Below are 19,241 nucleotides of genomic sequence, written 5' to 3' on the forward strand. Positions count from 1 at the left end.
TGTTAGGTGGTCCCTAACGATGTATGCCGGTTCTAGTCCGTATCTTCTTCCAGGATTTCCTGTACTCTTCCGATCTGGCCATCTTCCAGGCGTACTTTAATACCGCGGTGGTGTTTGGGAGCACTGGTCAGGATATTCTTCACCACCCCTTCTGTCAGCACACCGGTTCGCTGGTCCTTTTTTAAAATGATATTGACCAGCATGCCGGGTTTGATATTCGCTCTCACTGTTCCGTCCATGATCGCTGTTTTGGGCCGCAAGTTATCCTCTTTTCGCTGTGGTTGGGTGCGATTTCCCGGCCATGACAAAGGGGCTTCTGTCCGCCCGGGGTCTTCGCTGTGGCAACGGTGTCTGGCCTTGTGGCGAGCCCCCGGGTTTTTTATCTCCAGGTCATGGCCGTGCGTCTTATCCAAACGAATGAAGGTGGAGGGATTTATATTATCACGTTTACCTGCGATGGCTGGAAGCCTTCGTTTCAGCAGGCGAACGCCTGCAATGCCGTGTACAAATGGTTTGATTGTCTCACCGGCAAAAGAGCCGGCATCATTGGCTATGTCATCATGCCCAATCACCTCCACGCACTGGTTCACCTTCCTGCCGTTTTCAAGACGCCGAATGCTGCGGTGGCCAATGCCAAACGGTTTTTATCCTACGAAATAGTCAGGCGGCTGGAGGCGCAAGGGGCGGAACCGCTGCTGCAGGACTTGCATGCCGCGGTGAAAAAACGGGAAGCCCGGAAAGGGCAGATCCACCGGGTGTTTGAAGAAAGCTTTGATGGCAAGCCGTGTTGCAGTGCAGCCTTTATGGAACAAAAGCTGGCCTGCATGCACCACAACCCGGTGAAGGGAAATGGAACCTGGTGGAAGACTTTGCGCTGTACCCGCATAGCAGTGCAGGATTTTATTTTGGAACAGGGGCGACGGTGTATCAAAAGCTGGTGCGGGTAGGGAGGTGGGTAACTAGGTGTCCCGGGGCCTCGCCACAAGGCCTAACACACAAGGCTAGCTGCGAAGACCCCGGGCGGACGGGAAACGCACAAGGCTATCTGTGAAGACGCCGGACGTATGCAGAGAGAACACCAGGGGTAGCGGGGAACAGCCGGCTGTTTCCCAACATTGTATATCCTTTATGATTTTACTTTCTCCCGCTTCCAATAATAAGCCTATCTTCACTGAGATAATTTGAGCCTCGCAATTAGTATCAGTTAATTAGTCTGCTTCTGCATCTTAGTTAGTTTCTTACTCCTGCTGTACTCAGATACCATTTTTTACCAATTTTATTTTTGAACATGAACATTTATGTTTCCAATTTGAGCTTCAACGTACAGGATGAAGACTTGAGAGAATTTTTTACGCCGTATGGTGAAGTGACATCAGCAAAAGTGATCAGTGACCGCGAAACAGGCCGCTCCAGGGGTTTTGGGTTTGTGGAAATGACCGACGATGCCGCTTCTAAAAAAGCCATTTCTGAATTGAACGACGCCACGGTTGACGGCCGGACCATCAAGGTGATGGAAGCCAAGCCAAAGGAAGACAAGCCTTCCCGCAACTTCAACAACGGCAGCAGCTTCAACAAAAACAGGTATTAAGCCATAGCAATACAGGAAAGCCCCGGTAAACCGGGGCTTTTTCTTGCCCTTTGTTCATCCATAAAACAGCAATACATGGACCAGTTCAGGAAAGAGATTTTGGTGGGAAAAGAGAAACGCATGTTTTACTTTAACCGGTTGCAAAACATGAACGGTGTGAAATTCTTTATCACCTCGCATGATGAGGCGAAAAAAGCCATTTCGTTTAGCCTTCAGGAAAACGGCCAGACCGCCTGGAAACTGTTTCCGGGTGCTGCCCGGTGGCTGTATGCCATCGAGTCGGAACTGTCTGATGCCATTGTTGAAACGCGTCTCTGAGTTTCGCCACTGCCTTACGGCACAACGGTTAAAAAAGCATCACCTCCTGTAGGAGGTGATGCTTTTTCTTTTCGTGGAATGCGGTGCGGGGTCTCGCCACAGGGCCGGTGCACAAGGTCTACTTAGAAGACTCCCTGGCGGACGAAAAGACTGACTGTATCATAGAACTGCTAGCTGTTGTTTGCAATGACAGCCTGGGCTAACTGTCTTTATCGTGGCCAGATGCTGTTGTTGCGGAAGGACCTTCGTCATAGACGAAGGCCAGCAGGCTTATGGTTTTAGAGAACACTACGGATAGCGGGGGATAGCACGGGAATACAAAAGAGTAGATAGTTATGGAAATCTCTTGAATAAATCATTTGCAAGGGAACCATATTGACTGGATTTGTATTTCTTGAAATTGAAAGAATCTAAAGTCCCTATCTTTCTATAGCCATTAAAATTAGTGAGCTTGTCAGCTTCAATTATTCTTCTCAAAAAAATTATAAATCCGTTTATAGTTGTTGTTGATAAAATTCTTTGAGGTTCCTTTTTATCTATTGACCATTGATTAGATGTCAGTAAACTTCTTATTGCCCCTAAAAAAATGTTGATTTCAGTTACACAATAGTCAATGTATTGGTTCAGTAAAGATTGATCTGTGCCCTTGAGTAATTCATATTTACTTAGATCATTCCACACTGAAAAAAAACTGTCGCTTCCGCTTAGTTTTACTATAGGCTTTAAGCCGTAGCTTACTATTGACGTTGTTTTTATTTTATCCTTTTCAAAAAAGTATTTTTCAAACATTCCCTGAAGTGGGCCATGATCATTCAATTTGCTTATCACGGCTGTCGCGATTGACTCTGTACTAAATGGATTGAGAATAAGTGAAATTGCCTGTTTTAAATCTGATTTTGCGTTCGTTTGTGTTGAGTTAATTTCTAAAAATAGCCTTGCTTCGAATTTCGATTTTTCTAATTCAGATATATCCGATGGATAGATAATGCCTGTGGCTAAAAGATTCTGCTTAATTCTAAGTCTGCCGATTGAAACGTCATCTTCTCCGCCCTCATGATATGCAAAGACTCTGTGTTGACCATCAACTAGTCCAATAACATTGAATTCATTAGGAATAAGAATTTTAACATGTGAGGTCTTTGTTAGTGTACTGGCATCAATTACTTTACCAGCGGTATTTAGCAATTCTGTCTCTGGCGGTAGTGTTACAATAATATTATTTATGAAAACTCTCTTTTCTTTTAGAAGGTATTTTCGTATTGCATTTATTTTGTTCTTTACGATCATTCGCTGGTACAGGCTATGATCATCTTGCCAACCATTTTTCCTTAAAACATATGAACCAGTCAACAATGTTTGTGGGTCAATATAAAAAGATACTACTTTATATCCAGGGTTAAAGTTGCTATGTGTTTCTGGTAAAAGGGTCCCATTTATTTGTTTTTTATCTGCAAAAGTTCTAATGCTGTTTTCTCCTATATTGTCGTATGACAAATGAAAGAATTTGAATATTTCATATTTAGCGGATCCCTTTACACTATCAGAAATTGCTCTAAAATATTTTAGAACTGGATAGTCAAGGTATGTAATATTGCTGATGCGCTTTTTATATGTTATATCTAATTTGTTCTTTGGACAATACAAAATGACTAATGAAGTTTGGTCATTATCATAAAGAGGATCCCTTGCAGAAGAAAAGGTTGGGAATAATTGTCCATAAAATTCTAAGAAAGAGTTTTTGTTTTGTAGTATTGCGTCATATACAACCTTTTTGCTTTTTAAGTGTTCTCCTAAGTCAGAACTTTGCCTAACTGTATATTCAATAAGAACGATCACATTCTTGTAAATAAATACATCGTCAAAGTCTGAAGTGTGTTCGTTTAAAAATACAAATTGTTTATCACTGACACCTGGTACTCTATCGAAGCCACTTTTAGTAAATATTGATCTTACTTCATTTCTGTATAACCTCTGTTCTATCTCTTGAGGCGTAAGTTTAGAGGATTTGGTTTTTTTCGATTTTCTCTTCTTTTTCTTAGCAGAAGTTTTGGCGGCCATTAGCTTTGATTTGCCTTAATAGTTAAAGAATTCGGGTTTTCTTGCAACGGCCATATTTTGGTTAGGTTGAAATACAGGCGTTCCAAGTTTTCTATATTTTAGTGTACCCTTTTTAAGGGTTTCGATTCTTTGGTTTCCTACATTGATGTATTTTTTATATTTCTCGATGCCTGTGGAATTTCTATTGTTTTTCCGTGCTGCTATTAGCGTAGAACCAACTCCTGCGTAAGGGTCTAATACCCAGTCACCCTCATTCGATAATGCCAAAATACATCTTTCAACAAGTTCAATTGGATACTGACACGGATGGATCGTTTTTTCTTTATGATTTGCTTTGACATTAGGAATACTCCAAACTTCTTTATCCCAGTCACTTTCAATTATTTTCCATAAATCAGAAGGATTTTTGCCTTTCGGATTTCCGGAAATCTGTCCTTTCTTTTCACCTCTATAATGTGTTTTGCCTGGGTACTTTGCAGGTACTCTTACATCATCCAAATTGAATGTGTATTTATCCGATTTTGTAAACCAAAGGATTGTTTCATAGCGGCCAGAAAACCTTTGTGAGGCATGTAACCCATGCTCAAAATGCCAAATTATTCTGTTTCGTAATGTTAGATTGTGTTTTTTAAATAGCTCATAAAAGAATATATCTAGTGGTAGCACTTCCTTTGTTTTCTTATTCACATAACTGCCTACCTGCCAGCAGATACTTCCATTTTCTTCCAGAAGCAAAACAAGTTTAGAAATAACGCTTTCAATTTCTTCTCGATAGTTAGCAAAAGATGAATTCTTTTCGTATTCTCTATCCATGTTATACGGCGGTGATGAAATTATAAGTTGGAACCTCTTCTTTTTCTTCAGTAATTCATCAAGTTTCTTGTTAGCATCTCCATGAATGTATTTGGTGGTTATTCTAGTCCTTTTAATTTTTTCCGTTTCGTTACTTTTCTTTTTATCAATAGACATTTGCATATAAAATATAAATCCTTCACAAGATAGATCTTGACTTGGATCTTGTCAAGTACTATTTAGAAAATCTCCGATGTAAGAATAAATGGCGTGAGCCTTTGTTGAAAACCCCTGTTATTCTGAGTGTTCCCAATAGAAAAGAATGTTCGATCTGGTTGGCCTTTGTCTGTGACGAAGGCTAGTAAAAGACAATTGCCGAATAGCCTTGCCGAACGTACAAGAGTGCGACCCTTCCTTCGTCAGTGTAAACTCCACAGGCGCTTCATAGTAGCACTGCTGCCGGTCCCATAAAAAAACAAACTTCTTTCTTATCCTTCACTCGCCTGCACGATAAAATACACATTTGCCACCAGGTACACCACCAGCACCACCTGCGCCATGATCATATCAAAGCGCTTGGCTTTGCGTAGTTCGTTGCGCTTCACCAGCAGCAGGGAATAGGCCGTGGCCGTGATGATGGTAAAATGGCAAACAGCGTCAGCCCGTGCAGGGTGTCCACCAGCGTGAACGAAGTGGATTCGGGCAGGGCTGAATCGATGATGTATTTGTTACCGATCACCGCGAACAGCGAGCCCACGCTGAGGCCAAACCGTGAGTCCATGCCATCGGCGTGGATGTAAAAGCAAACGTAGGCAATCAGGAAGGCGATGTACATGCCGAGGAACATCTTCCAGAACAGGCCACCCGCATCCCGCCTGATGCTTAGGCGCAGGCGGAAGGCGCTGTACTCGGTGTGCGGCTTCGCCAGGCTTTCGTCGCCAAAGGCGGTTTCGTAGGCATGGATGTTGGTGGAGAGCAGGCAACTGTCGATGGTCCAGCCCCGCAGCGTAAAGCGGGGATCGAAATGCTGGCCCACCGTGTCGGGCACAAACACCAGCGACCGCGAATCGAACTGCGAGTTCTCGATGGAGAAGCGCAGCGTCTGCCGGTCGAAGGGGAAGTTGCCGATCTTCCAGGTGTCCTTCATCACGCACTGGAGCTTCATCTGCAGCGATACCTGGTCGCCGGAGCTGTTGATAACGGCAAAGGATTTTTCCACGGTCTTGGCCTGCGGCACTTCCAGGTTCTGCAAAAAATTAAAATCCCTGTTCCGGTATTTCATCCACAGCCAGAGGCTGACGGTGTATTCCTTTTGCTTGAAGTCGATGTCGTGAATGCTGGTGACGTACACGCCGACTTTTACCGTGTCCCGCCGGGTGGTTTGGGCGTTAGTAAACAGCGAGAGGAGGCAAAGGCAAAGGAGGAGGGTGGGCTTGTTCATAGAGTTGCGGTTGTGGAGGCGGCAAAATAAAACTTTCCGGGGAAAGCGTTTTGTCGCACAGGGCAAAGGAGGAAAGGAGGGTTTTTTTCTGCACCCTTTACCGAAGCGTTTCGCCTTTTGCGGAGTTGTGCTTCACACCTGCCTCATTATCCTTTACCGATGCGTCGCGCCTTTTCTGTCCACCCGGTGTCTTCGCCGCCAGCTCTGTGCGCTAGCCTTGTGGCGAGACAAAGGGACTACCTAATCTTCTTTACTGGTGCGTCTTACCTTTCCCGGAGTTGTGCGTTGGCGGTGGACGCACCGGGCACTCGAAGTGCGTCCCCCTTTCGTTGTACGAAAGCGGTCCTGGGGAGACGCCTTGCGGCAGGTGAAAGCGGTGTGCCGGGGAACTGGCTATTGCTAATGGCAATGGGCGCCGTTGCTCCCGCTGGCAGAAAAACGGAGACTGGAAGGAAGCGGTGGCATAATTCTTTAGCCGCTGCCGGTGTTATGGCAAAAAGTGAGCTCATCGTTATTATTGAGGACGACAAGGACGATCAGGACGTTCTGCGGGACGTGTTCAGGAGCCTGGACACGGTGTACGAGCTGGTGTTCTTTGAGCACGGTAATGATGCCTACAACTTTCTCATGTCAACCAGCCGCAAACCGTTTATCATCATCTCCGACATCAACCTGCCGAAAATGAACGGCATTGAGTTGAAGCGGAAGATCGATACCACCGATTACCTGCGCCGCAAAGCCATTCCGTTCGTTTTTTTTACAACGGCCGACAACCGCGGTACCATCGACAGCGCTTATGAAGTGACCAACCTCCAGGGGTATTTCCGTAAGGGACTCCTGATGGAAGAAATCGCGGAGAACATCCGGTGCATCCTGAACTACTGGTCGAGGGCCCTGCACCCGAGCTTTTGAGGCGTTCCGTTGCGGGTCAGTTGTTGGGATGTTTGCACGTTTGCCAGTAGTCGTAAATCAGCTTCAGCAGGCTCTTGACGCTTTCAAACAGGTTACCTTTTTCAAACAATCCCTGGACATTGAGGGTATAGACTTCCTGCACCATGGTCCGCGAAACCGTGGTGCTGAGAAAAATAAAAGGAATCGCCTTTTTGCGGAGTTCTTCATGGTCTTCTATTTTCCGGCGCAGTTCAATGCCGTCCATGCCCGGCAGCTTGTAGTCGCAAAGGATCAGGAACGGAGGTTCCTCTGCCTGGAGATACCGGAAGGCATCTTCCCCGTTATGGAGGCAAACAACCTCGTTGGGCACACCCAATTCTGCAAAGGCTAGCTGGATAAGGTCATGATCGTCGGGGTCATCGTCTATGTAAAGGATCACGCTTTCTCTCGCCATCGGATAAGTTTAAACTCCCCGTACCTGCAATTTTCCAACCATGGCAAGGCGCTGGCTGAAAGGAGAGGTGTAATAGCAGACCCCCGCGCAGAGGTTCCTCCCTGCCGCCCTTATGATAAAACCTTGTTTTTTCGTATGTCCCGGTCTTCGCAGTTGGCCCCTTATGTCAGCCTTGTGGCGGAACCCCGGGATATAGCGGGACGTCATTTCTGCCGCCCTGCCTTCCCGGACGTAAAAGAGTGCGACGCAACGAAAGCTAAATCGGAGTCCGGCAGCCGGTTCCATAAAAAAACATCTTCCGACCACCAGGGCCGGCTACGATGTCTTGCTTTACCAATGCGTCTCACCTTTCCTGGCCTTGTGCGTTAGTGGTGGACGCAGCGGGTCATGCCAATCAATGCATCACCGTTCTTCGCACAAAAGCTGCGGGGAAACGCAGGGAGACCGTGATAAGCGTCGCGTTTACCGTTCTGAAAACCCCAAACCCCAGACTCCAGACTCCAAACTCACCCAGCCTGTTTTTTCACCAGGTTGCCCAGCAGCTTCAGGCCGTAATCAATGTCCTCGTTCCAGGGCTTGCCAAAGGAGATTCGCATACAGTGCGAGAAATTGCAGGAGGCCGAAAATATCTTTCCCGGCACGATGGCGATCTGCTGCTTCAGCGCCTCGCTGCGCAGGCGGAACACGTCCACGGTTTCATCCAGTTCCAGCCACAGCACAAAGCCGCCGTGGGGCTGCGAGATCCGGGTGCCGGCGGGGAAGTGCTCGATGATGCTTTGCGTATAGCGCAGGCACTGCGTGTGCAGGGCCTGGCGCAGCCCGCGGAGGTGAAGGTCGTAGCGGCCCGTTTGCAGGAAGTGCGCCACCGCCGCCTGCGGCAGGGTAGGGCAACTGATGTTTTGCATCCGCTTGATCTGCGCCACGGCAGCCTGGAAGCGGCCCGGCAGCACCCAGCCGATGCGGTAACCCGGCGCCAGCGACTTGGAGAGTGAAGAGCAGTGCATCACCAGCCCGGAAGTGTCGAAGGCCTTGCAGGTGCGGGGGCGGGCCTTGCCGAAATACAGCTCGCCGTAGATATCGTCTTCGATCAGCGGGATCTCGTGCCTGGTGATGAGTGCCACCAGCGCCTTCTTCTGCTCATCGGGCATACAGGAGCCCAGCGGGTTGCTGAAATTGGGCACGCACACAACGGCCCTGATGCTGAAGTTGCGGATGGCGGTTTGCAGGCAGTCGAGGTCGAGACCCGTCACGGGGCAGGAGGAGATTTCCACCACCTTCAGGCCCAGGGCCTCAATGGCCTGGTAAATACCGAAATAGGTGGGACATTCCACCGCCACCGTATCGCCGGGACGGGTCACGGCTTTGAGGCAGGTGTTGATGGCTTCGAGGCAGCCCGTGGTCACGATCACGTCCTCGGGAGCCACGTGGCCGCCCCAGTTGAAGGCCAGGCGGGCCACCTGCTTGCGCAGTTCGGGGTTGCCCCTGGTGTTCTCGTACGAGATGCCGTGGTCCGTCGTGTTGCGCAGGGCATGCACCATGGACTTATTCAGCTTGGCCGCCGGCAGCAGGCTCACGTCGGGCACGCCGAGGGCAAAGTTGTATTTGATGGGTGCCGCAATGTCGCTGTAGATCTCGGCGATCATGTCCTTCACACTCACGTTGTGCGACTGCACATCGGAGGGCACGCCGGCCGGCAGCGCCGGGATGCGCCGGCGGTTGAAGCGGACGTAATACCCGCTTTTTGGCCGGCTTTCGATCAGGCCCTTGCCTTCGAGGTGGTAATAGGCCTGGAAGGCCGTGCCCATGGAGATGCTTTTTTCTTCGGCCAGCGTACGAACGGAGGGCAGCTTGTCGCCGATGCGGAGCGCTTCGGTGTTGATGAGGGCTTCGATGTGCGAGGCGATCTGGAGGTATTTGGCCCCCCCGCCCCCCGAGGGGGGAGTGGCCAGCGCACTGACCTCGCTTTGCAAGCTGGTTTCTTCCTGTGTGACGGTTTTCATGTTTGTCTGTTTTCGTTTTGACCCACCGTTGAGTTTTTTGGGTTCAGTTATTCACTTCTTGTTTCCCTCGCCGGAGAGGATGGTCATTTAGGTTGACCCACCCCTGCGCCGTTTAAAGAACAACCCTTTCCGAACCTGCTCCCCTCCAGGGAGGGGATGGTCGCTTTAGGGGGATGCGGGGATGGCCGTTTGCAGTTGAGGAATGGAATGGTCGTTTTCATGCAGACAATTCTTTTCCTGTTTACCGTCTTTCATTCCTGGTCAAAAAAGAAAGGGTAGATCCAGGGAACACATCCCCTCCCTGGAGGGGAGCACCTAACGTTTGACTATAGTTTAGGCGATCCAGGGGTGGGTTTCTGTTATGACCAAAGGTTCACTCCCGTTTCCGTTTCACCGCTTCCGGTACGCCGTTCCTTTCTTCATATATTTCTATTCAGGCAGCAAGCTCCTTCAACACGGCTTCCACGTCATGGATCACCAGCATCGCGTCAAAGCGAAGAAAGGAAACACCCAACTTTTCCAGTTCTTCCTGTCGTCGCTGATCCCGCAACCTGGCCTCTTCACTGTCGTGTGTGATGCCGTCCACTTCAAGAGCAAGCTGCAGATCCTTGCAATAAAAATCAACGATGTACTTGCCGATGGGCCGCTGCCGGTCAAAATCGTAACCGCCCATTTTTCCCCGTTTCAGCTCTTGCCAGAGTTTGACTTCAGAGAACGTCATCCCGCTTCGCAACTTTTTGGCAAAGGCTTTCCGGTTTGGTTCGTAGGGAATGATGCGGCGTTTCATTGCTCTTTTTTGAGCCCGCCTTTCGGCGTTTTGTTGATCATCCTTTTTGATAGCTTGAACCCACCCCTTGGCCGCTCAAAGCACTGTCTTTTCCGCGTTGCTACCCGCCGGAAACGGGATGGCCGTCTGCAGCAGGAAAGGATGATCGTTTGCGGCGGACAGCGTTGCCACGCTATCTGATCTACCCAAAAATAAAAAATCTGCATCTGTTCTATATCAGCCGAACAAAAGAAATTTGTTGGTATGAAACGGGAACAACGAAAGGCCTACATAGCCCTGGCCCTGGTGAGCTTTTTCTGGGGCACCACCTACCTGGCGTCGAAGATCAGCGCCCACTACATGCCAGGACTGTTCGTGGCCGGTGTGCGGCAGGCCATCAGCGGGGCCATCCTGGTCGGTTATTTCAAAAGCCGGGGCTATGCCTGGCCCGACAAAAAGTCCTTGCTGAAGATCGCCATCCAGGGGTTCTTTTTGCTTTGCATCAGCAACGGCCTGCTCACCTGGGCGATGGAATACATCGACAGCGGGCTGGGAGCCATCATTGCGGGCATGGTGCCGCTCTTTGTGGCCCTGTTCAGCATCTGGCTGCTACGCTTTGCCCGGTTCACACCGCTGATGGTCGTGGGACTGCTGGTGGGCTTTGGCGGCATCGTGACGATCTTTTGCGAGCACTTCGTGCAACTGCTCGACAGCCGCTTTGCCTTCGGCATCGGGCTGGCACTGATCGCCACCATCTCGTGGTCGTTCGGTACCGTGTTCGCTTCCCGCTACAAGCCAAAAACCGATATCCTGTTTGGCGTCGGGCTGCAGATGCTGATCGCCGGCACCATTATGCTGGCGGTGTGCGGTGTTTCGGGGAAATACGTGAACTTAATGGACGCAAATCCGGACGCCCTTTGGGGATTGCTCTACCTGATTGTGATCGGTTCGCTGCTGACCTATTCGGCCTACGTCTTTGCCGTGAGCAAGCTGCCGCCGACCCAGGTGTCGGTGTACGCCTACATCAACCCGATCGTCGCCATCTTCCTGGGCTGGCTGATCCTGGATGAGCGCATGAGCATGAATGTGATGACCGGCACCCTGATCACGCTGGGCGGTGTGTGGCTGGTGAACAAAGAGTTCAAAAAGCAGCGGGCAGTTGAACCACAGGGGCACAGGGACACGGAGGTGCACGAAGAATACGTTTCACTGCTTCCAAAAAAAGAAGATGAAAGAGCATGAGCAAGATTGAAATCATTCCTTACAAGGCAGAACATGCCTGGCATTTCGAGCGGCTGAACAAAGCCTGGATCGAAAAATATTTTGTGCTGGAAGACCTGGACAAATGGGTGCTGGAAAATCCGCACGAAGCCATTCTTTCCAGGGGCGGCGCCATCCTCATGGCAACCTGTGATGGCGTGATCGCCGGCACGGTCGCTTTGCTGAAGGTAGATGAGGACGAGTACGAGTTTGCCAAGATGGCTGTCGACGAAGCCTGCCAGCGCCGCGGCATTGCCGAAGCCCTGAGCTACGCGGCGTTCGACAGGGCCCGGGAGCTGGGTGCGAAAAAAGTGACGCTGTACTCGCAAACATCGCTGGCACCGGCCATCAACCTCTATCGCAAGCTGGGTTTCGTGGAAGTGCCGATGGACAACCAGTTGTACAAGCGGGCCAATATCAAAATGGAAATTAGCCTCCCCACCCTCCAAAGGAGGGAGTCGCCACAGCACAAAGGCCCGCTTGGGCGACTACCTTCCTGAACTTATATTTCGATATAAAAGCAAATTCAAGAACGATTAAAACATCAACACATGCAAACAGTCAATGAAAAAGAGTTTCCGTTGGAAAGTGAGGTTGGTGCGTTGGCCACTCCCCCCTCGGGGGTCAGGGGGGCTATCCCGGTAGAAAAAACAACCCACGCTACTTTGCACCAGGTGGATTGGAACGACCTGCCCTTTGGCAAATATGTGTCCGACCATATGTTCATCTGCCGGTACAAGGCCGGTGAATGGCAGGAGCCCAAGGTGCAGCCTTTTCAAAACCTTTCCCTCGCACCCACGGCGCTGGCCTTGCACTACGGCCAGTCGGTGTTCGAAGGCATGAAGGCCTTTCGCATGCACGACGGCGCCATCAACATTTTTCGCATCGAAAAGCACCACGAGCGGCTGAACGCATCGCTGCGCCGCATGTGCATGCCTTCCATTCCCTACGGGCTGTTTGCAGCGGCCCTTCAGCAACTGGTCAGGGTGGACGAAGCCTGGGTGCCCGAAGGCGAAGACGTGGCCCTCTACCTCCGGCCGCTGGTCTTTGCCAGCGAAGCAAAATTCGGGGTGAAGATTTCCGATGAATATCTCTTTCTCGTCATCACCGGTCCTGTTCACACGCTCTACCAGAAGCCGATCCGGATCAAAGCGGAGCGCCACTACATCCGGGCAGCCAAAGGCGGTACCGGTTTTGCCAAATGTGCCGGCAACTACGGCGGTGCATTCTATGCCACGCAAAAGGCAAAAGAAGAAGGTTTTGACAACATCCTCTGGCTCGATGCCTGCGGGCACGAATACGTGGAGGAAAGCGGCACCATGAACCTGCTGTTTGTGGTGGACGGAAAGCTGGTCACACCGCCGGTGTCGGATACCATCCTGAACGGCGTGACGAGGGATTGCCTGTTGCAGCTTGCGGCCGGCATGGGCATTCCTGTCGAAGAACGGCCGGTGGGGATCAGCGAGATCGTCGACGGCCTGCAAGGCGGGCGGCTGACGGAAGCCTTTGGCGCTGGCACGGCGGCCGTGGTGGCACCGGTGAGCACCATCGGCATCGATGACCAATTGTATGAACTACCAACGTACAACGAAGACAATGTGATGTTCCGCCTGAAAAAAGCGCTGGAGGACCTTCGCAGCGGGAGAACAGAAGATCGCTTTGGCTGGAACAACGTGGTGTGAGGAAAGTGAAACGTCAAACGTGAAAAGGAGCGTTCTGCGGTTACGGTTTCCCGGTGGCCATCGCCCCGGTGTACAATGCATTCAACTCGTGAACCCGTGAACGTTTCGCACGTTTAACGTTTGACGTCTTACTGTTGTTGCCCTTACTCGGCCAACCCGGTTTCTTTCCATTTTTCAAAAACGGCGATCGTGCTGTCCGCCAGCTTCGGGTGGCGCATGGGCATAAAGCCTTTTTCTTCCGGGCTCTTTTTAATGCGAACCAGGATTTCGTCGGCATGGGCTTTCGCAGCATCGTAGCTGTTCAGGGGCTTGGCTCTTCCCTGCGGCGGATTGTGACAGGGCGAACAGTTGGCTTGAATCACGGGCTGCACATTCCGGGCATACGTAATGTGCGACGAATCGGAAGCGGCTTTTTTAGAGGAACTGCAGAACTGGAAAACAGTAACCAGTGCCACGAGAACAAAGAGAACAATTTTCTTCATTGGTTTTGTTTTGACTGCATCAAGATAAGCAAAGACGCAAATAGCCGTCGCTGAAACACGACATGCTAACGTTTTTTAACGACGAAAGGAAGATTTGTGCAAACGCACCGGCAACAGGATGGATTCCTTCTTCTTTCGTTTTTGTTCGTAGTGCAGCCTGCCTTCAACCCGATAAACGGCTTTTGCCAATTGCTTCGCCGGAAACAACAATTCATACAGGCCGGCCTGGCAAGGGTCCCTCTGCGCTTTTAGCTTCGCTGTCTCAACGAAACCACTATGCTGCGCAAAATCCTGAAATGGACCTGTCTCGTTATCCTCTTTGCCATTGGCGGCGTCACCATTGCCACGGCCCTGCGGCAACACCTTCGTTACGATGCGCCGCTTCCCGAAATTAAAGCCTCGGCCGATTCGGCCATCATTGCCAAAGGCCGGCACATCGTGATGGGACCCGGTCACTGTTTTGACTGCCACAGTTCTGCGGCCAACAAAGATTCGGTGGTGAAAGCCGGGGGTGAGACGGTCTTGAGTGGCGGTGTTCCCTTTAAGCTGCCGTTCGGAACTTTTTACACCCGCAACCTGACGCCTGATCCCGAAACCGGTATCGGCAAATTCACGGATGGTGAAATTGCCCGTGTGCTTCGCCACAGCGTCAAACCGAATGGGGAGGCCGTGCTGCCCTTCATGCCCTTTCAGAATTTAACCGACGAAGAGCTGACAGCCATTGTCTCTTACCTGCGTTCGCTGCAGCCGGTTCGCAACGCGGTGCCCGATCACGAATACAACATCATGGGAAAGGTGATCAAAGCCTTCCTCATCACGCCGCAGGGGCCTTCGGAAACACCCAAAAAAGCGATTGCGGCCGATACCTCGGCTACCTATGGCCGTCACCTGGTGATGGCAGTGGCCAACTGCAATGAGTGTCATACCAAGCGCGATGGCATCGGCAACTACGTGGGTGAACCAATGGCCGGCGGAACAGTGTTCGAAGAGCCGGGCAAGCCAACACTCGTTTCGCCCAACCTGACTCCCGATCCCGCCAGTGGCCGCATTGCCGGCTGGAGCCAGGACCAGTTTATCAGGCGCTTTCGCACGGGCAAAGTAATCCCGTACAGCCACATGCCCTGGGACGCCTATGGCCGCATGACCGATGCGGAACTCAAAGCGATTTTCGCTTACCTGAAAACCCTGAAACCTGTCAATACGAACCAGGTGAAACCATAAGGCCGGCATCGCTGTTGATGGCGATGGCTGTCCTCTTCGCAAAGCGGGCAGTTGTGTTTTTGAGCAAAAGCTTCATTCGCAGGAATGGAGCTTTTTGTTTGCGTATTTGTCTAAATTAGCTTTGATTACGTGTTGCGTTATGTTCATTTATAAACTTCTTCCTGATGAATTCCCATACAGAAAATGATCCCTGCTGCGGCGGACAGTCGCGCCGTTCGTTTCTAAAGCGATCCACGGCCACGGCCGCCATCCTGGCCGCGCCACCGGTTCTTGTCCGGGCGGCAGAAAAAAAACTGGACGAACAAGGAGCCGAATATTTTGAAAAGCTGCCGCTGAAAATTGAGGTGAACGGGAAGCCGTTTTCCCTTTCGGTTGAACCCCGTGTGACGCTGTTGGATTTATTGCGGGAGCAGCTCCACCTCACCGGCACCAAGAAAGGCTGCGACTACGGCCAGTGCGGCGCCTGCACCGTGCACGTGGACGGGCAGCGGGTCTTGTCCTGTTTAAGCCTGGCCGGCATGCAGGACGGGAAAAAAATAACGACCATCGAAGGCCTGGCCAGCGGCGACGACCTGCATCCGCTGCAGGAAGCTTTTATCAGGCACGATGGCTTCCAGTGCGGCTACTGCACGCCGGGACAGATCATGTCGGCAGTGGCCTGCATCAAAGAAGGCCATGCAGGATCCGATGCGGAAATACGGGAATACATGAGCGGCAATATTTGCCGTTGCGGTGCCTATCCCAACATTGTCGACGCCATCAGGGAAGTGGCACAAAAAGGAGGTGTCAAATGATCAATTTCGACTACAGCAAACCCGCAACCGTTGGCGCCGCCATCACGGCGCTGAGCAAAGACACAAAGGCAAAATTCATTGCCGGCGGCACCAACCTCGTCGACCTGATGAAGCGGGGGGTGACAACGCCGGAAAAACTCATCGACATCACCGGCCTGCCGCTGAAAGGCATTGAGCAAAGCGGCACCGTCGTCCGCATCGGGGCACTGGCCCTGAACAGCGAGGTGGCCGAAAACGATATCGTCAAAAAGCAGTTGCCCTTGCTGTCGCAGGCCCTGAAGGCCGGCGCTTCGGCGCAGATCCGCAACATGGCCACCGTGGGCGGCAACATGCTCCAGCGCACCCGCTGCGGCTATTTTTACGACACGGCCATGCCCTGCAACAAGCGGGAACCCGGCACCGGTTGCGGCGCCCTGCAGGGGTACAACCGCATGCACGCCATCCTGGGTGCATCGGATAGCTGCATTGCCGTGCACCCAAGCGATATGTGCGTGGCACTGGCGGCCCTGGATGCAACCGTGGTGGTGCAAGGCCCCGGGGGAACGCGAAAGCTTCCTTTCCTGGATTTTCACCGCCTGCCGGGCAACACACCGGAGAAAGACAACAACCTGCAGCGCGGCGAATTGATCACCGGCGTGGAAGTGCCGGTCAACCCTTCGCTGGCGCAGCATTCGCTGTATACCAAGATCCGCGACCGGGCTTCCTATGCCTTTGCACTGGTATCGGTTGCGGCGGCACTCGACATGAAAGGGAAAACCATCCGGCAGGCAAGGCTGGCCATGGGTGGCGTGGCGCACAAGCCCTGGCGGTTAACCATCGCCGAGAATTTCCTGCAAGGCAAAGAGGCAACCGTCGCCAACTTTCAGCAGGCCGCTTCGCTGGCCCTGAAAGAGGCAAAGGGTTATGGCTATAACAACTTTAAGCTCACCCTGGGACCGAACACCCTTGTACAGACACTCAAAACACTCACCGGCGTTTAAACTTTTTTATGGACAACTTCTTTGATCTGAATATTCCTTTTGCAGAGATTGACCGCGTAGACGGCAAGGCCAAAGTCACCGGCAAGGCAGATTACGTTGCCGAACACGATTTGCCCAACCTCACCTATGGTGTGCTGGTGGGCAGTACCATCGCCAACGGAACCGTTACGGCCATTGATACAAAATCGGCGGAGAGAGCACCCGGTGTGCTGGCGGTGATCACACACCTGAATGCACCCAAAGTGCCGGGTTACGAGGAAGGCGAAAACCCCGCAAAAGGAAGAACAGGCGGCGGCGGACTGAAAATATTCAACGACAACCGCATTCGCTTCAATGGCCAGCCCATTGCACTGGTCGTGGCCGATACGTTTGAACGTGCCACCTATGCGGCTTCCCTCATCAAGGCCCAATACAACAAAGAAGCGCCACACACCTCGCTGGCAGACGCCATCAAAAACGACAAGCCGATTGAAGGCGACAATTACAAAGAAGCCGTAAGAGGAGAGAAGGATGCGTGGAAGACAGCGCCGGTAAAAGTGGAAGGCACCTACATCATGCCGATACAGGTGCATAATCCCATGGAGTTGCATGCCACCATTGCCCGGTGGGACGGCGACGATAAAGTAACGGTGTGGGAAAAAACACAAGGCGTTGTCAGCACGCAGCAAAGCATCGCCAATGCGTTTAAGCTGGAACAAAAAAATGTGCAGGTCTATGCACCCTATGTTGGCGGTGGATTTGGCTCGGCGCTGCGCACCTGGCCGCATGCGATTGCGGCAGTAATGGCTGCCAAAAAACTGGGCAGGCCGGTAAAGCTCGTGCTCACACGGCCGCAAATGTTTATGCTGGTCGGATATCGTCCCGAAGCCATTCAGCACATCTCCATCGGGGCCACACCGGATGGAAAAATTGTGGGCATGCGGCACGATGCCTATGCCGTCACATCGAATTATGAAAATTTCAATGAAGGGCTGGTGGCCCAGACAAAGCAGTTATACGCCTGTGCAAACCTGGCGACCAAATACAACATCTACCCGATGAATTTGAGCACGCCAACGTGGATGCGTGGTCCCGGTGAAGCCACCGGTTCCTTCCCGCTGGAATGTGCGCTGGATGAATTGAGCTATGCACTCAACCTCGATCCCATTGAACTGCGCAAACGCAACTATGCAGAAACAGACCCCGAAAACGGCAAGCCCTATAGCTCAAAATTTCTGCGGGAAGCCTACGACCTGGGTGCGGAAAAATTCGGCTGGAAGGGCCGCAAACCCCAGCCCCGCAGCATGGAGGAAGATGGCTGGCTAGTGGGCTATGGCATGAGCTCGGGCATGTTTGGCGCCTTTCGTGGCGAAGGACGGGTGCGGCTGAAATTTTCGGGTGATGGCATGCTCACCATTCAAAGTGCGGTAAGTGACAGTGGACCCGGAACGGCAACTGCCATGACCAGGATTGCTTCCGATGCAATGGGACTGCCGGTAAACAAAGTCAATTTTGAATTGGGCAATTCTGCCTTCCCTCCCGGCCCTACGCAAGGTGGCTCCAGTACGACATCAACCCTGGGAACGACCGTCAGCATGGCCTGCGATTCATTGAAGAAAAAGCTGGTTGAATTATTAAAAACACAGGAAAGCGAAATAGCCCTGGCGGACGTACAGTTTGCACAAGGGGAGATGCGGCTAAAAAACGGTAAAAGCATTTCGTATACCGATGCCCTGAAAGCGGCTAATCTTCCTTCGATCGAATTAACGGAAAGCTCCGGCCGCAATCCCGAGATGCAGAAGTATTCGGCGTATTCGTATTCGGTGCATTTTGTCAGGGTAAAAGTGCATCCGTTAACAGGCGTCGTGCGCATCGACAAAGTGGTGAGTGCCGGCGATGCAGGCAGGATCATCAGCGAAAAAACGGCGGCCAGCCAGATGAAAGGCGGTGCGGTGGGGGGCATTGGTGGTGCCCTGATGGAAGAGGGGGTGATCGACCATCGCTATGGCCGCTGGGTGAACAACAACTTTGCCGATTACCATGTGCCGGTACACGCTGATGTGCCGGATGTGGAAGTCGTGTTTGTCAACAAACCCGATCCTGTTTTAAATCCAAATGGCTCAAAGGGCATGGGTGAAATTGCGCTGATCGGCTTTGCGGCAGCCGTAGCAAATGCGGTGTACCACGCCACCGGAAAACGCATCCGCGAGTTGCCGATCACGCCGGATAAGGTATTGCTGTAATCTGTACATGGCGCTTGATTAGCAAAGCCCCGAAGGGGCGGTAATCATTAACCCGGTCTGAAGGGCTGGTGGGAGCCGGGAGGGAAGGCCAGGCCCCAAAGGGACGATAATAAGGAACCCGACTCGCAGGGCCACGAATAGAGAATGCGATCGTAAGCGTAATCTCCGAAGGAGCGCAAGCATCAACCCGGTCAGCAGGGCCGTGGGAGCCATGAGGGAAGGCGCAAGCCCCGAAGGGGCGGTAATCATTAACCCGGCCTGAAGGGCCGGGAAGGATGCGGCGAGCAAGGAT

The 19,241-nt window shown here is 51.7% G+C and carries 19 protein-coding genes; 11 read left to right on the top strand and 8 right to left on the bottom strand.

Annotated features, from left to right (window positions below; all coding sequences use genetic code 11):
• Nucleotides 1–32: 32 nt before the first annotated feature.
• Nucleotides 33–239: a YwbE family protein gene (locus D6024_RS07245; protein WP_121353914.1), complete on the bottom strand. Its 207-nt coding sequence runs from the start codon at nt 237–239 to the stop codon at nt 33–35.
• A gap of 153 nt (nt 240–392) precedes the next feature.
• Between D6024_RS07245 and D6024_RS07250 the strand changes: the two genes are divergently transcribed.
• The 3 genes from D6024_RS07250 (at nt 393) to D6024_RS07260 (ending at nt 1,906) form a co-directional block, all read left to right on the top strand.
• Nucleotides 393–947 carry a hypothetical protein gene (locus D6024_RS07250; RefSeq protein WP_162944609.1) on the top strand — a complete coding sequence of 185 codons (555 nt, stop codon included), beginning with the start codon at nt 393–395 and terminating at the stop codon, nt 945–947.
• A 341-nt stretch (nt 948–1,288) separates the two neighbouring features.
• Complete coding sequence (locus tag D6024_RS07255) at nt 1,289–1,588, top strand: RNA recognition motif domain-containing protein (protein ID WP_121353916.1); 300 nt, start codon at nt 1,289–1,291, stop codon at nt 1,586–1,588.
• Nucleotides 1,589–1,663: 75 nt separating this feature from the next.
• On the top strand, nt 1,664–1,906 hold the full coding sequence (locus D6024_RS07260) for a hypothetical protein (RefSeq protein WP_121353917.1): 243 nt from the start codon (nt 1,664–1,666) through the stop codon (nt 1,904–1,906).
• Nucleotides 1,907–2,239: 333 nt separating this feature from the next.
• Here D6024_RS07260 and D6024_RS07265 read toward each other — a convergent pair whose 3' ends face one another.
• The 3 genes from D6024_RS07265 to D6024_RS07275 form a co-directional block, all read right to left on the bottom strand.
• Nucleotides 2,240–3,964: a DGQHR domain-containing protein gene (locus tag D6024_RS07265; protein WP_121353918.1), complete on the bottom strand. Its 1,725-nt coding sequence runs from the start codon at nt 3,962–3,964 to the stop codon at nt 2,240–2,242.
• 15 nt (nt 3,965–3,979) lie between these two features.
• Nucleotides 3,980–4,933, bottom strand: a complete 954-nt coding sequence (locus D6024_RS07270; protein WP_121354153.1) for a DNA-methyltransferase — start codon at nt 4,931–4,933, stop codon at nt 3,980–3,982.
• 424 nt (nt 4,934–5,357) lie between these two features.
• Nucleotides 5,358–6,197 carry a ligand-gated ion channel gene (locus tag D6024_RS07275; protein WP_121353919.1) on the bottom strand — a complete coding sequence of 280 codons (840 nt, stop codon included), beginning with the start codon at nt 6,195–6,197 and terminating at the stop codon, nt 5,358–5,360.
• 489 nt (nt 6,198–6,686) lie between these two features.
• On the opposite strand from D6024_RS07275, the gene D6024_RS26595 reads away from it, so the two are divergent.
• Nucleotides 6,687–7,109, top strand: a complete 423-nt coding sequence (locus D6024_RS26595; protein WP_162944610.1) for a response regulator — start codon at nt 6,687–6,689, stop codon at nt 7,107–7,109.
• A gap of 16 nt (nt 7,110–7,125) precedes the next feature.
• On the opposite strand, the gene D6024_RS07285 is transcribed toward D6024_RS26595, so the two are convergent.
• The 3 genes from D6024_RS07285 to D6024_RS07295 all read right to left on the bottom strand — a co-directional run bounded on the left by D6024_RS07285 (nt 7,126) and on the right by D6024_RS07295 (nt 10,329).
• Nucleotides 7,126–7,542 carry a response regulator gene (locus D6024_RS07285; protein ID WP_121353921.1) on the bottom strand — a complete coding sequence of 139 codons (417 nt, stop codon included), beginning with the start codon at nt 7,540–7,542 and terminating at the stop codon, nt 7,126–7,128.
• Nucleotides 7,543–8,048: 506 nt separating this feature from the next.
• On the bottom strand, nt 8,049–9,542 hold the full coding sequence (locus D6024_RS07290) for an aminotransferase-like domain-containing protein (protein WP_121353922.1): 1,494 nt from the start codon (nt 9,540–9,542) through the stop codon (nt 8,049–8,051).
• A 433-nt stretch (nt 9,543–9,975) separates the two neighbouring features.
• Nucleotides 9,976–10,329 carry an endonuclease domain-containing protein gene (locus tag D6024_RS07295; RefSeq protein WP_121353923.1) on the bottom strand — a complete coding sequence of 118 codons (354 nt, stop codon included), beginning with the start codon at nt 10,327–10,329 and terminating at the stop codon, nt 9,976–9,978.
• 243 nt (nt 10,330–10,572) lie between these two features.
• Here D6024_RS07295 and D6024_RS07300 point away from each other — a divergent pair, with 243 nt between their 5' ends.
• From D6024_RS07300 to D6024_RS07310, 3 genes are read left to right on the top strand one after another with little or no spacing between them, the layout of a single operon-like run.
• Entirely contained in the window at nt 10,573–11,550 is a 978-nt protein-coding gene (locus tag D6024_RS07300; RefSeq protein WP_121353924.1) for a DMT family transporter, read from the top strand.
• Nucleotides 11,547–12,068, top strand: a complete 522-nt coding sequence (locus tag D6024_RS07305) for a GNAT family N-acetyltransferase (RefSeq protein WP_121353925.1) — start codon at nt 11,547–11,549, stop codon at nt 12,066–12,068. The genes D6024_RS07300 and D6024_RS07305 overlap by 4 nt, the downstream gene beginning before the upstream one ends.
• Nucleotides 12,069–12,119: 51 nt before the next feature.
• Nucleotides 12,120–13,250 (top strand): branched-chain amino acid aminotransferase, encoded by a 1,131-nt coding sequence (locus D6024_RS07310; protein WP_121353926.1) that lies wholly within the window; start codon nt 12,120–12,122, stop codon nt 13,248–13,250.
• A 143-nt stretch (nt 13,251–13,393) separates the two neighbouring features.
• Here the strand turns inward: D6024_RS07310 and D6024_RS07315 are convergent, their stop codons facing one another.
• Nucleotides 13,394–13,732, bottom strand: a complete 339-nt coding sequence (locus D6024_RS07315) for a hypothetical protein (protein ID WP_121353927.1) — start codon at nt 13,730–13,732, stop codon at nt 13,394–13,396.
• Between the two features lie 276 nt (nt 13,733–14,008).
• Between D6024_RS07315 and D6024_RS07320 the strand changes: the two genes are divergently transcribed.
• From D6024_RS07320 to D6024_RS07335, 4 genes are all read left to right on the top strand, one after another.
• Nucleotides 14,009–14,953: a c-type cytochrome gene (locus D6024_RS07320; RefSeq protein ID WP_121353928.1), complete on the top strand. Its 945-nt coding sequence runs from the start codon at nt 14,009–14,011 to the stop codon at nt 14,951–14,953.
• A 164-nt stretch (nt 14,954–15,117) separates the two neighbouring features.
• Complete coding sequence (locus D6024_RS07325) at nt 15,118–15,747, top strand: (2Fe-2S)-binding protein (protein WP_121353929.1); 630 nt, start codon at nt 15,118–15,120, stop codon at nt 15,745–15,747.
• On the top strand, nt 15,744–16,727 hold the full coding sequence (locus D6024_RS07330; RefSeq protein ID WP_121353930.1) for an FAD binding domain-containing protein: 984 nt from the start codon (nt 15,744–15,746) through the stop codon (nt 16,725–16,727). The genes D6024_RS07325 and D6024_RS07330 overlap by 4 nt, the downstream gene beginning before the upstream one ends.
• A gap of 8 nt (nt 16,728–16,735) precedes the next feature.
• Complete coding sequence (locus D6024_RS07335) at nt 16,736–18,949, top strand: xanthine dehydrogenase family protein molybdopterin-binding subunit (RefSeq protein WP_121353931.1); 2,214 nt, start codon at nt 16,736–16,738, stop codon at nt 18,947–18,949.
• Nucleotides 18,950–19,241 lie beyond the last annotated feature (292 nt).

It is taken from the genome of Flavisolibacter nicotianae (assembly GCF_003628535.1).
In the GTDB taxonomy this organism is placed as follows: Bacteria; Bacteroidota; Bacteroidia; order Chitinophagales; family Chitinophagaceae; genus Flavisolibacter; species Flavisolibacter nicotianae.

Excerpts from the sequence above, each read along its gene's own strand:
- D6024_RS07325 (WP_121353929.1), top strand. The coding sequence starts at position 15,118 with ATGAATTCCCATACAGAAAATGATCCCTGCTGCGGCGGACAGTCGCGC.
- D6024_RS07275 (WP_121353919.1), bottom strand. The coding sequence starts at position 6,197 with ATGAACAAGCCCACCCTCCTCCTTTGCCTTTGCCTCCTCTCGCTGTTT.
- D6024_RS07305 (WP_121353925.1), top strand. The coding sequence starts at position 11,547 with ATGAGCAAGATTGAAATCATTCCTTACAAGGCAGAACATGCCTGGCAT.
- D6024_RS07330 (WP_121353930.1), top strand. The coding sequence starts at position 15,744 with ATGATCAATTTCGACTACAGCAAACCCGCAACCGTTGGCGCCGCCATC.
- D6024_RS07335 (WP_121353931.1), top strand. The coding sequence starts at position 16,736 with ATGGACAACTTCTTTGATCTGAATATTCCTTTTGCAGAGATTGACCGC.
- D6024_RS07265 (WP_121353918.1), bottom strand. The coding sequence starts at position 3,964 with ATGGCCGCCAAAACTTCTGCTAAGAAAAAGAAGAGAAAATCGAAAAAA.
- D6024_RS07290 (WP_121353922.1), bottom strand. The coding sequence starts at position 9,542 with ATGAAAACCGTCACACAGGAAGAAACCAGCTTGCAAAGCGAGGTCAGT.
- D6024_RS07260 (WP_121353917.1), top strand. The coding sequence starts at position 1,664 with ATGGACCAGTTCAGGAAAGAGATTTTGGTGGGAAAAGAGAAACGCATG.
- D6024_RS07250 (WP_162944609.1), top strand. The coding sequence starts at position 393 with ATGGCCGTGCGTCTTATCCAAACGAATGAAGGTGGAGGGATTTATATT.
- D6024_RS07295 (WP_121353923.1), bottom strand. The coding sequence starts at position 10,329 with ATGAAACGCCGCATCATTCCCTACGAACCAAACCGGAAAGCCTTTGCC.
- D6024_RS07310 (WP_121353926.1), top strand. The coding sequence starts at position 12,120 with ATGCAAACAGTCAATGAAAAAGAGTTTCCGTTGGAAAGTGAGGTTGGT.
- D6024_RS07255 (WP_121353916.1), top strand. The coding sequence starts at position 1,289 with ATGAACATTTATGTTTCCAATTTGAGCTTCAACGTACAGGATGAAGAC.
- D6024_RS07285 (WP_121353921.1), bottom strand. The coding sequence starts at position 7,542 with ATGGCGAGAGAAAGCGTGATCCTTTACATAGACGATGACCCCGACGAT.
- D6024_RS07270 (WP_121354153.1), bottom strand. The coding sequence starts at position 4,933 with ATGTCTATTGATAAAAAGAAAAGTAACGAAACGGAAAAAATTAAAAGG.
- D6024_RS07315 (WP_121353927.1), bottom strand. The coding sequence starts at position 13,732 with ATGAAGAAAATTGTTCTCTTTGTTCTCGTGGCACTGGTTACTGTTTTC.
- D6024_RS26595 (WP_162944610.1), top strand. The coding sequence starts at position 6,687 with ATGGCAAAAAGTGAGCTCATCGTTATTATTGAGGACGACAAGGACGAT.
- D6024_RS07245 (WP_121353914.1), bottom strand. The coding sequence starts at position 239 with ATGGACGGAACAGTGAGAGCGAATATCAAACCCGGCATGCTGGTCAAT.
- D6024_RS07300 (WP_121353924.1), top strand. The coding sequence starts at position 10,573 with ATGAAACGGGAACAACGAAAGGCCTACATAGCCCTGGCCCTGGTGAGC.
- D6024_RS07320 (WP_121353928.1), top strand. The coding sequence starts at position 14,009 with ATGCTGCGCAAAATCCTGAAATGGACCTGTCTCGTTATCCTCTTTGCC.